This window comes from Brachybacterium sp., assembly GCF_036379615.1.
GTDB lineage: Bacteria > Actinomycetota > Actinomycetes > Actinomycetales > Dermabacteraceae > Brachybacterium.
Genome location: NZ_DASVGJ010000045.1, coordinates 1 through 10560 on the forward strand (window position 1 = coordinate 1; position 10560 = coordinate 10560).

9 protein-coding genes and 1 pseudogene are annotated in these 10560 nt (G+C 70.9%); 5 read left to right on the forward strand and 5 right to left on the reverse strand.

Going from position 1 to position 10560, the window contains the following annotated elements; genetic code table 11:
- Positions 1-994: pseudogene (locus VF289_RS08510) on the forward strand (HNH endonuclease signature motif containing protein); the annotation flags it as partial.
- 187 nt (positions 995-1181) lie between these two features.
- Here the strand turns inward: VF289_RS08510 and fdhA are convergent.
- The 4 genes from fdhA to VF289_RS08530 all read right to left on the reverse strand — a co-directional run bounded on the left by fdhA (position 1182) and on the right by VF289_RS08530 (position 5784).
- The gene (gene fdhA, locus VF289_RS08515; protein WP_330883056.1) at positions 1182-2408 is read right to left on the reverse strand and encodes a formaldehyde dehydrogenase, glutathione-independent; all 1227 of its coding nucleotides are present in this window, start codon (positions 2406-2408) and stop codon (positions 1182-1184) included.
- A 153-nt stretch (positions 2409-2561) separates the two neighbouring features.
- Positions 2562-3623 (reverse strand): Gfo/Idh/MocA family oxidoreductase, encoded by a 1062-nt coding sequence (locus tag VF289_RS08520; RefSeq protein WP_330883058.1) that lies wholly within the window; start codon positions 3621-3623, stop codon positions 2562-2564.
- Between the two features lie 94 nt (positions 3624-3717).
- The gene (locus VF289_RS08525; protein ID WP_330883060.1) at positions 3718-4599 is read right to left on the reverse strand and encodes a sugar phosphate isomerase/epimerase family protein; all 882 of its coding nucleotides are present in this window, start codon (positions 4597-4599) and stop codon (positions 3718-3720) included.
- Between the two features lie 60 nt (positions 4600-4659).
- Positions 4660-5784, reverse strand: a complete 1125-nt coding sequence (locus tag VF289_RS08530) for an ROK family protein (RefSeq protein ID WP_330883062.1) — start codon at positions 5782-5784, stop codon at positions 4660-4662.
- 120 nt (positions 5785-5904) lie between these two features.
- Here VF289_RS08530 and VF289_RS08535 point away from each other — a divergent pair, with 120 nt between their 5' ends.
- From VF289_RS08535 to VF289_RS08550, 4 genes are all read left to right on the forward strand, one after another.
- Entirely contained in the window at positions 5905-7365 is a 1461-nt protein-coding gene (locus VF289_RS08535) for a protein adenylyltransferase SelO (RefSeq protein WP_330883064.1), read from the forward strand.
- A 358-nt stretch (positions 7366-7723) separates the two neighbouring features.
- Complete coding sequence (locus tag VF289_RS08540) at positions 7724-8764, forward strand: mechanosensitive ion channel (RefSeq protein ID WP_330883066.1); 1041 nt, start codon at positions 7724-7726, stop codon at positions 8762-8764.
- Positions 8765-8937: 173 nt separating this feature from the next.
- On the forward strand, positions 8938-9492 hold the full coding sequence (locus tag VF289_RS08545; protein ID WP_330883068.1) for a type 1 glutamine amidotransferase domain-containing protein: 555 nt from the start codon (positions 8938-8940) through the stop codon (positions 9490-9492).
- A gap of 33 nt (positions 9493-9525) precedes the next feature.
- Positions 9526-9834, forward strand: a complete 309-nt coding sequence (locus VF289_RS08550) for a hypothetical protein (RefSeq protein WP_330883069.1) — start codon at positions 9526-9528, stop codon at positions 9832-9834.
- A gap of 19 nt (positions 9835-9853) precedes the next feature.
- On the opposite strand, the gene VF289_RS08555 is transcribed toward VF289_RS08550, so the two are convergent.
- On the reverse strand, positions 9854-10560 hold a 707-nt coding region (locus VF289_RS08555), incomplete at its 5' end, for a DUF4091 domain-containing protein (RefSeq protein ID WP_330883071.1).

A 10560-nucleotide genomic window follows, 5' to 3' on the forward strand; every position in this document is an offset into this window, starting at 1 on the left:
GCCCTCCAGTTCCAGGGATGTGGAGGTCGTGGGCGTGGATCCAGAGGCGGGGACCGCGTCGTTGCTGGTGACGGGCCCGATCCTGGAGATCAAGGGCCTCGCCCACCGTCTCGATCTCGCTGCGCGCACGGTCCAGAAGGCCCAACGGGCGATGCTCGAGGACGGGACGGAGGGGCCGATCCCGTTCGACATCGACGAGTCCCTCCGCGACCTCGGCAGAGCCGCTTCACTGCGGGCTCTGCGATACGCGATCCTCACCCACTCGATCCTCGACATCGACCCGGTCCAGGAGACCCGCACCCCGTTCAGGCTCCTGGTCACCGTGCCTGTCACGACGCTGCTGGGCATGGAGGGCTCGCCCGCGATGCTCGAGGGCATGACCCCGATCCCGGCGGAGCTCGCTCGGGACCTGGCCGGGAAGGAGGCGACCTGGCAGCGGATCCTCACCGATCCGATCACCGGCGCCCACCTCCCCGTCGATGCGACCACCTATCAGCCGACCGCGCAGATGCGGCTCCAGCTCCGGCTGCGCCACCCCGTCTGCGCCGCACCGGGCTGCACGAGATCGACCGTGCTCGCGGCAGAGGACGACCACATCATCGAATACGACCACGACCTCCCCGCCCGAGGTGGACCGACCTCTCTGTGGAACCTGCATCGATTGTGCTGGCAGCATCACCAGCTCAAGACCGCCGGCCTCATCGACCCCGACCGCGACTCGAGGGACGACCCTGCCCGCGGAGACCGCACCATACCCGCCGGGCCGCTCGAGACGACCTGGAAGCTCGGGTCCCTCCGTGCCCGGACCAGGGAACACACGGACCTCCTCACCCCCGAGACCGTGAAGACCCTCGACCGGGCCTGGGCCATTCACCAACGCACTCGCCGCGTCCGACAAGCACTGCACAACCAGGACAGAGCCCGACCCACCCCCTACACCCGCCGAGTCATCCCACCCGGCACCACCACCGAATACCCCGACCCGCCCTACTGACCGGGCGATGAGGAAGTGCTGCGCGGGGCTACCTGCGCAGACGCCCACATCTGACAGCCGTGTGAGGGACGCTGCTCGCTGCCGTCACCTTGCCTCCCTCACACGGATGTCACCCGCACAGCAGATCGCCCGCTCCGGACCGCCGAGATCGGCGCAGGAGCGGGCGATGCAGCCGGGATCGGGCGGATCAGACGGGCTGGACCTTGCCGGTCACGCCGTGCGGGTCGATGACGTACTTCGTCGCGACGCCGGAGTCGAACTTCTCGTAGCCGGCCGGGGCGTCGTCCAGGGAGATCGCAGCGGCGTTCACGGCGTCGGCGATCTTCGCCTTGTCGTGCAGGATCGCCTCCATCAGCTGCCGGTGATACGTCATCACCGGGCACTGGCCCGTGGTGAACGACAGCGCCTTCGCCCAGCCCAGTCCGAGCCGCAGCGACAGCGAGCCCTCCTGCGCCGCCTCGTCCACGCCGCCCGGATCGCCGGTCACGTACAGACCGGGGATGCCTAGCGCGCCACCTGCTCTGGTCACGTCCATCAAGGTGTTCAGCACTGTCGCCGGTGCCTCCTTCGCATCCTTGCCGTGGCCGCGGGCCTCGAAGCCCACGGCGTCCACGCCGGCGTCGACCTCCTCCCGGCCGAGGATGCGGGCGATGCCCTCTCGCGCATCCTCCGTCGACACGTCGATCGTCTCGCAGCCGAACTTCGCGGCATTGGCCAGGCGGTCCGCGTTCATGTCCGCCATGATCACCACTGAGGCGCCCAGCAGCTGGGCGCCCACCGCCGCCGCCGTGCCCACGGGGCCCGCACCGGCGATGTACACCGAGGATCCGGGGCCGACGCCGGCGGAGACCGCGCCGTGGAACCCGGTGGGGAAGATGTCCGAGAGCATGGTCAGGTCCAGGATCTTCTCCATGGCCTGGTCCTTGTCCGGGAACTTCAGCAGGTTCCAGTCCGCGTACGGCACCAGCACGTACTCGGCCTGGCCACCCACCCAGCCGCCCATGTCGACGTAGCCGTAGGCACTGCCGGGCCGGTCCGGATTCACGTTCAGGCAGATCTCGGTGCGACGGGTCTTGCACATCTCGCACCGGCCGCAGGAGATGTTGAAGGGCACCGAGACCAGGTCCCCCTTCTGGATGAACTCGACACCGGGACCGGTGTCGATCACCTCGCCGGTGATCTCGTGCCCGAGCACCAGATCCTTCGGAGCGGTGGTGCGGCCCCGCACCATGTGCTGGTCGGAGCCGCAGATGTTCGTGGTGACGACCTTCAGGATCGCGGCGTGGGGGAGCTTCCGGCCGACGTTGTCCGGATTCACCCCCGGCCCGTCCTGGAGCTCGTAGCTGGGGTAGTCGATGTCGATGACCTCGACCTTTCCTGGACCCTTGTACGCGACCGCCCGGTTGCTGGACATCGATGAGCCTCCTCGCCCTGCGCGGTCCGCGATGCCACGGTGCATCTGCCGTCGACCCGCACCACACCAGCCTCGGTGACCCAGGTCACTAAGTCAACAGAACGGCGAGGTCGGACAGTGGTTCCCGGGCGGCCACGGCCTCCGACCACCGGCTCAGGCGAGCTCGACCTCGCGGCCGCTGCGCGCCGACTCGTAGATCGCCTCGAGGATCCGCACGATCTCGACCCCGTGCCATGCCGGGGCCACCGACTCGGCGCGGCCCAGGGAGGCATCGACGAAGTTCTGGATCTCCGCGGCGAACCCGACCCCGAACTCGAAGGTGCGCGAGGCGATCTGCGGCTCGATGTTGACCACCGAGTCGTGCATCTCCGTGGCGATCTGCAGGGCGGGCTCGAGCACGGCGCCGCCCTTCTCGCCGTAGACCGACACGTCGATCGAGTCCTTGGTGGCGTGCAGCGAGTACGAGCAGTCCAGCAGCAGGGACGCGCCGTTCTCGAAGCGGATCACCGCGTTCGCGAGATCCTCGACGGAGTTGCGGTCGGGGTCGTAGTCCGCCGCCTTGTATCTGGGCATCGTGGTCACGTTCCCGCGGCTTCCGAGCCTGTCGTAGGTGTTCCCGCTGACGGAGACCACCTTCGGGGAGCCCATCAGGTACCAGCACAGGTCCAGCACATGGATGCCGATGTCCAGCAGCGGACCGCCCCCGGAGATCTCCTTGTCCGCGAACCAGCCGCCGGGGTTGCCCACCCGGCGCAGGCAGCTGGCCTTGGCGTAGTAGATCTCGCCCAGCTCGTCCGCGTCGATGAAGGACTTCAGCACCTGACAGTTGGGGGAGTGGCGGCGCACGAAGCCCACCTGCACCACCCGGTCGTTCTGCTCGACCGTCCGCTGGAGCTCCTCGGCCTCGGCGAGGGTGCGAGCGATCGGCTTCTCGACGAGCACGTGCTTGCCGGCCTCGATGGCGGCGATCGCCCAGGAGGCGTGGGAGTTGTTCCAGGTGCAGATCGAGACGCCGTCGATCTCCGGATCCTCGAGCAGCTCCTGGGGGTCGGCATAGGCGCGCGCGGCACCGTGCTGGTCCGCCACCGCCTGTGCGCGCTCGAGGTTCATGTCGGCCACGGCGATCAGCTCGACGTCGGCGTTCTGCGAGTACGCGGTGAGATGGGACTGGGCGATGCTGCCGGCGCCGATCACGCCGACTCGGAACTTCGTCATGGAGGGGTCTCTCTTCGGTGGTGGGGCTGGGTGGTGGGGTCGAGTGGTGGAGCCAGGCACGCGGGGCACGGCCAACAGGGTCGGAGGAGCAGGGTCAGGTGAACAGGGTCCTGGCGAAGGCGATCCCGCGCTCGCAGGCCAGAAGGGGGTCCTCCCAGCCCTCGAACTCGAGCGCGAGCGGGCCGGAGTAGTCGGAGTCGAGGATCGCGCGGGCCACGGCGCGCAGGTCGAGGTCTCCGCTGCCCAGCACGGCGCCGCGCAGGTGCTTCCCGCCGCGGCTGCGGAACCAGCCCGCGCCGGGGGCGGCGTCGGCGGGGCGGATGTAGAAGTCCTTGAGGTGCACGACCATCGCGTAGGGGAGGTTCTGGGTGACGGACGCCGCCGGGTCCTCGTCGACGCACACGAAGTTGCCCACGTCCAGGGTGGTGCGGAAGTTCGGTTCGTCGACCGCGTGGACGATCCGGCGCACCCGGTCCGCGGCCTGCACGAAGAAGCCGTGGTTCTCGAGGCTCGTGGTGATGCCCCTGGTCGCGGCATACTGCGCGATTTGGGTGGACGCGGCGACGATGTGCGGCAGCACCTGCTCGAACAGCGGGGTGTCGTCGCCCTCGACGCCGGCGTGGCCGACCACGTCGTGGCGCATCCGGGTGATCCCCAGGCGTTCGGCGAGATCCACGTGCCGCATGACCCGCTCGATCTGCGCCGGGTCCCCGGTGGAGAGGTCCGCGCCCAGGGCGAGGCTGGTCAGCGGGACGCCCGCGGCGGCCGCGTGCTCACGGATCCGGTCCACGTAGGCCGGATCGGAGGCGATGTTCGGGATCGGCGACTCCGGGTCGTCGCCGAGGGAGGCGAGCTCGAGGTGCTCGCCCTCGCTCGCAGCGACCCAGTCGATGACCTGGGGAAGCGTCATCTCCCCGGTGGAGAGTCTCGCGTGGAAGCTGTAGGAGCTGAATCCGAGGGAGAGGTCGGCGGTCATGAGGATCCTTCCGGAACGGCGGGTGTGGGGCGAGGGGCGGTCGGTGGCAGGTGGTCGCGGTCAGGCGAGGGTGGCGTGGAGTGTGCGCCAGGGGGCGGGCACGTCGGGCACGCCGCTGAGCCGGGAGGAGCCGTGCGCGAATCCCCGCCCGAGCGCGCCGACGAGCGCCCCGTCGGTGGTCAGGTGCGCGGGCACCAGCTCGGGCGGGTGCTCGGTCATCAGCAGGCGGCCGACGGCGCGCCGCAGCGGCGCCAGGAGCGTCTCCCCGGCGCGGGAGAGCCCGCCCCCGACGACGACGCGCTCGGGATCGACGGTGAGCAGCACCGTGGCCAGCCGCGGGGCGATCTGTGCGCAGAACTCCTCGATCTCCGCCGCCGCGGCCGGGTCCCCGTCGGCCGCGCGCTCGATCAGCTCCCGGGCGTCGTCGCCGGTGGACCAGGTGAGCCGACCGCGCTGCGAGCTGTTCGTCCAGCGCATCCCGCGCTGGCTGCCCAGCTCGCCTGCGAGACGGTGCGCGCCCTGCAGGATCACGCCGGCGAGCACGACGGCGACGGAGATCCGGTGACCGAGCTGCAGGAGCACGATGCTGTCCGCGGCGGGGCCTAGATGGTGCTCTGCCAGGGCCGCGAGCTTGATGTCGTTCTCCACCGCGACCGGGCGGTCCAGGCGTGCGGCGAGGGTGCCGGCGAGATCGAGTCCGTCCAGGGCCGGGACGGCGAGGCTGCGGGCGATGCGGCCGTCGGGCGCGAGGATGCCGGGGACCGCGACGCCGATCGCATCCGGGGTGATGCCCGTCGCGTCGACGGCACGCTCGAGTGCGGCGAGCGGGTCCGTGCCCGCCGAGGGGACCTCGGCCCGGGCCAGCACCTGCCCGGAGGCGTCGGTGATCAGGCAGCGGATGCTGTGAGCGCCGAGGTCCAGGCCCGCGACGGCGGCGGAGGACGGGTCGAAGCGGAAGCGTCGGGCGGGCCGCCCGGCACTTCCGGAGGCGGCCGCGGGGGCAGGGGTCACGGTGCTGGTGCCGGCCAGGTCCTCGAGCACGGCATCGACCGTGGGGCGCGACAGTCCAGTGGCGGCGGCGAGCTCGGCGAGGGTCATCGCCGTGCCGGCATCGCGCAGGGCCACGACGCAGTCCCGCGCGTTGGCGCGGCGCAGTGCGGAGGGGGTCGGAGGTGCGGTGCGCATCGCTCCCTCTCGATCCGGAGACCCTCCTCCGTGATTACGTAAGGGGGTTGCACAATGTGAGCGACCAGTCTGCGTCTCCACCGCGAGGGCCGTCAAGGGCCAGGGTGGGAGACTCGGAGGATGGACAGCCGCGCCGCCTCGACCCCAGAGCTCCTGCAGACCTATGCCGATGCGCTCCCGGAGCTGTCCGTGCCCTGGCGTGCGGAGACACCGCCGCACCCGGAGCTGGCGTGGCTGAACGAGGAGCTCGCCGCCGAGCTCGGCCTCGGCATCGAGTGGCTGCGCGGGCCGGAGGGCATGGCCGTGCTGACCGGCCAGCTCGAGGGGACCACTGCGCAGGTCTATGCCGGGCACCAGTTCGGACGTCCGAACCCGCAGCTCGGAGACGGCCGGGCCGTGCTGCTCGGCGACCTCGAGGACTCCCTCGGACGACGTCGCGACGTGCACCTCAAGGGCGCCGGTCGCACACCTTTCGCTCGCGGCGGGGACGGGAAGGCGCCGCTCGGTCCGATGCTGCGCGAGGCCGTGATCGGCGAGTGGCTCCACGCCGCGGGCGTCCCCACCACCCGGGCGCTCGCCGTGCTCACCACCGGCGAGCAGATCGCGCCCCGCCAGGGCGTGACCCCGGAGCCGGGCGCGCTGCTGGTGCGGGTCGCCGCCAGCCATCTGCGGGTGGGGACCTTCGAGTACGCCGCCTGGCACCTGGACCCGGAGGTGCGCGACCGGCTGGTCGAGTTCACGATCCGGAGGCACCACCCGGGGGCCGACGGCCCGCTGGGCCTGCTCGAGGCCGCCACCCGCGCCCAGGCGGAGCTGGTCGCGCAGTGGATGCTGCTCGGCTTCGTGCACGGCGTGATGAACACCGACAACATGACGCTGTCCGGGGAGGGGATCGACTACGGCCCCTGCGCCGTGCTCGATGTCCACCGTCGCGATGCGGTGTTCAGCTCGATCGACCGCGGCGGCCGGTACGTCTACGGGAACCAGCCCGGGATCGCCCTGTGGAACCTCTCCCGCTTCGCCGAGACCCTGGTGCCGCTGCTGGGGGCGGATCCGAACACGGCCGTCGATCAGGCCACGGCGGTGCTCGAACGCTTCGAGGGCTGGTTCCGGGAGGCCCATGGCCGGGGTCTCGCGGCGAAGCTCGGGATCCCGCTGGGCGAGGATGCCGGAACGGTCCCGGGGGCCGTCCATGAGCTCGGCGCCGAGCTGTTCGTCCTGCTCGAGGCGCAGCGGGTGGACCACACGGCCTTCTTCCGGGCACTCGGCGAGGACGTGGCGGCCGCGCTGTTCGCACAGCCGGAGCCGTTCGATAAGTGGCGTCGGCGGCGCGAGGCGCTGCGGGGCCAGGGGTCGTCGGCCGATGACGCGCGCTCGGCGATGAGTCGCGTGAACCCCGTGCTGGTCCCGCGCAACGTGCACCTCGACGCAGCGCTGCGCTCCGCGCACCTGGGGGATCTCGGGCCGGTGCGCACGATGCTGGAAGCCGTGCGCCGCCCGTTCGAACGGCGCCCCGAGCATGCGCACCTCGAGGGCCCCGGAGCGGGCGGGGAGCACTTCCTGACCTTCTGCGGAACCTGAGGTCATCGTCTCGCGCAGGGGCGGACGCCGGGTCCGGCGGGGCATCGCGAAGCGGGAGCTGTCGGGCAATCGGGACATCCCAGAAGCGGGCACGAACCGCCGCCACCAGCGATTCTGGACGTGACGTAGGTCATAGGCCATGCTCGGCGAGGAGGAACCATGACGATTCCTCGGCCGACGACCGCCCGGCGATCCTCAGCGCCGGCCATGGAGATCGGTGACCGACTTCCCCTCGGCCTTCGGAGGGTCCTGTGGATTCACTATCGAACTTCGACTGGGCGGGGCTGGGACTGAAGATCCTCGCCGCCGTCGTCATCCTCGTATCACCGCGATCTTGGCCATGCTGGTCAAGAAGGGCATGGCACGCCTGACCCAGAAGATCCCGGCCCTGCGTCGGCCCGGTGTGGACGGCGCCGCCCTTGGCAGCTCGATCGGCACCATCGCCTCGATGGTGATCTGGCTGCTGGGCCTGATCATCATCCTCGGGATCTTCGAGCACTCGCAGGTGCTCTCTCCCGTCATCTCGATGCTCGAACAGGGCCTCGGCGTCGTCCCGAACATCATCGGTGCCGTCTTCGTCTTCTGCCTGACGATCGCGAAGATCGTGCGCGCACTGATCACGACCGCTCTGAACGCCGTGGACTTCGGAAAGCTGCTGGGCACCGCCCAGTCCGGCTTCGACAGGGCCACCGGCGGGGTGACCAGCGCCGGTCGACCCGATGCGCAGACCCAGGCCGCGCCGCAGGGCCAGACTGCCCAGGCGGGCGCTGCGTCCCCCTCGTCCCCCGCCTCCAGGGTTCCCGAGATCCTCGCCGCCGTGGTGCTGGTGGGGATCGGCGTGCTCGTGGCCCGCTTCGTCTCCGGCCTGTTCCGCCCGATCCTCGAGAGCTCCGGCATCGACGCCTGGCTGACCAAGCAGGAGATCCTCCCGCAGGGCTCCTCCGCCACCCCGACCGTGCTGCGCGTGGTCGAGATCGCCGTGGTGCTGTTCTTCGCCGTGATGGGCGCCCAGGCGCTGGGCTTCCCGCAGATCACCGCGATCCTCTCGGAGATCCTCGAGCTGGGCGGCAACGTCCTGTTCGGCGGTGCGATCATCGCCGCCGGCTTCTTCCTGGCGATGATCGTCGGCAAGGTGCTCAAGGGCACCGTCGGCACCATCGTGAAGTGGGCCGTGATCATCTTGTTCGTCGCCATGGGCCTGAAGTCCATGGGCGTGGCCGATTCGATCATCGAGATGGCCTTCGGTGCGCTCGTGATCGGTGCCGCCGCCGCGGCGATGCTCGCCTTCGGACTCGGCGGTCGCGAGGCCGCAGCCCGTCAGCTCGCGAAGCTGGAGAAGGCGCAGGCGCAGCAGCCCGCGACCGGCCCGGGCCCGGTGCCGCCGCGACCGGAGGGCTGAGCAGCGTGCCCGGAGGGCAGGGCGCCGCGCCCCACGGGGTGAGCGCCCTCCCGCAGTGACGCCCGAGGCCGCCATGGATCCGTCCGTGGCGGCCTCGTCGTCCGATCGGTCAGGGCCGTGCGGGGCCGCGGTGATACGGTCGCCGCACGGATGCCCCGAGAAGAGGAGACGCCATGAACGCCACCCTCGAAGGACGCAAGATCCTCCTGCTGAGCAGCAACTTCGGTACGGAGACGGACGAGATCCGCAGCCCCTTGGCCACCCTGCGCGACGCGGGAGCCCGCGTCACCGTGGCCGCTCCGGAGACGGGCGTGGTCGCCACGCTCGAGCGTGACCGCGACCCCGGCCCCGAGATCCCGGTCGACGTCGCCCACGACACCGTGAAGGCCGCGGACTTCGACGCGCTGGTGCTGCCCGGCGGAACCCTCAACGCCGATGCGCTGCGCACGGACGAGACCGCCCAGTTCCTGGTCCGCGCCTTCGCCGCCGACGGCAAGCCCGTCGCGGCGATCTGCCACGCCCCCTGGCTCCTGGTCGAGACCGGGCTGGCCGATGGCCGCGAGCTCACCTCCGTGCCCACGATCCGCACCGACCTCACCAATGCGGGCGGACGATGGACCGACGAGGAGGTGGTGGTCGACGACTCCGCCGGCTTCCGCCTCATCACCTCCCGCACGCCCGATGACCTCGACGCCTTCAACGCGGCGATCATCGACGCGCTCCGCTGACCCGCTCGTCGACCGACCGACACAGGAGGACCCATGACCCAGCCGCAGAACTCCGCCGAGGACCCCGATCTCGAGCAGATCGTCGCGACCAGCGAGGATGAGCCCGGCGAGGTGAGCATCGACGACGCCCTGGAGACCGACAGGGTCGTCGCCGAGGGCCCCGAGTCCCGCAACGCCGACGGCTACGGCTTCGACGGCGACCTGGCCCGCGGCGGCGACGACGCGACCGCCGCCGAACAGGGAAATCGCGACGAGGACCGCATGACAGCCGAGGAGGAGGACCCCGCCCTCGACGAGATCCTGCGGTCCTCCGACGACGGGGGCACGGCGCCGCAGGTCTGAGCGCCGCGGCGCGTCGCGCTCAGGCGAGCGCGTCGAGGATCCGTGCGTCGACCGCCCGGCGAGCGCCCAGGTGCTGCGGGACGTCGTAGGAGAAGGACGAATAGGTCAGAGTCCCTCCCTCGTCGATCAGCGCCGTCGCCGTCGGCCGATCCGTGAGCTCGGCCAGCCAGGTCAGCGCGCGATGATCGGCCATGGCCTGCGCGAACACCCGGTGGCGCAGGGAGAGCCACGGCGTGCCGTCGGGCCCCGGGTAGACGGCGAAGGCGTCCCCGCCGTAGAAGGGCCCGCCTGCGCAGGTGTCCTCGAAGGGGTCGATCGGACGCAGTGCGAACTGGGACCACCAGAAGTTGTATCCCCAGTGCAGGAAGCCCGGCGCCTCGAGGGCGAACAGCTGCCGGCCCAGCACTCGGCTGCGCACCGAGGGCAGGGCGATGAAGCGGTTCGCGACCTCCCGGTTCTGGCTCACGCAGTAGTACACCCAGGGGTGCCGCCCGGCCTCGAGGAACGGGCCCACGTGGTCGGTCGCGACGATCGGAGTGTCCACCACGCCCCGCTCGGCGAAGGCCAGGGAGCTCAGCGCATCGACCACCTGCGCGCCCTCCAGCAGGTCCGCGACCTGCGCCTTCGCCGCCCGGTAGAGCGCGAGCTGCTCCTCGTGGGGTTCGTCGGAGATGTGCCAGAGCACCTGACCGTCCCAGTGCTCCTCCAGATGGGTGCGCAGGGCCG

Coding starts and splice junctions, on each gene's coding strand:
- VF289_RS08550 (WP_330883069.1), top strand. CDS start 9,526: ATGACCCAGCCGCAGAACTCCGCCGAGGACCCCGATCTCGAGCAGATC.
- VF289_RS08530 (WP_330883062.1), bottom strand. CDS start 5,784: ATGCGCACCGCACCTCCGACCCCCTCCGCACTGCGCCGCGCCAACGCG.
- VF289_RS08545 (WP_330883068.1), top strand. CDS start 8,938: ATGAACGCCACCCTCGAAGGACGCAAGATCCTCCTGCTGAGCAGCAAC.
- VF289_RS08535 (WP_330883064.1), top strand. CDS start 5,905: ATGGACAGCCGCGCCGCCTCGACCCCAGAGCTCCTGCAGACCTATGCC.
- VF289_RS08540 (WP_330883066.1), top strand. CDS start 7,724: ATGGCACGCCTGACCCAGAAGATCCCGGCCCTGCGTCGGCCCGGTGTG.
- fdhA (WP_330883056.1), bottom strand. CDS start 2,408: ATGTCCAGCAACCGGGCGGTCGCGTACAAGGGTCCAGGAAAGGTCGAG.
- VF289_RS08525 (WP_330883060.1), bottom strand. CDS start 4,599: ATGACCGCCGACCTCTCCCTCGGATTCAGCTCCTACAGCTTCCACGCG.
- VF289_RS08520 (WP_330883058.1), bottom strand. CDS start 3,623: ATGACGAAGTTCCGAGTCGGCGTGATCGGCGCCGGCAGCATCGCCCAG.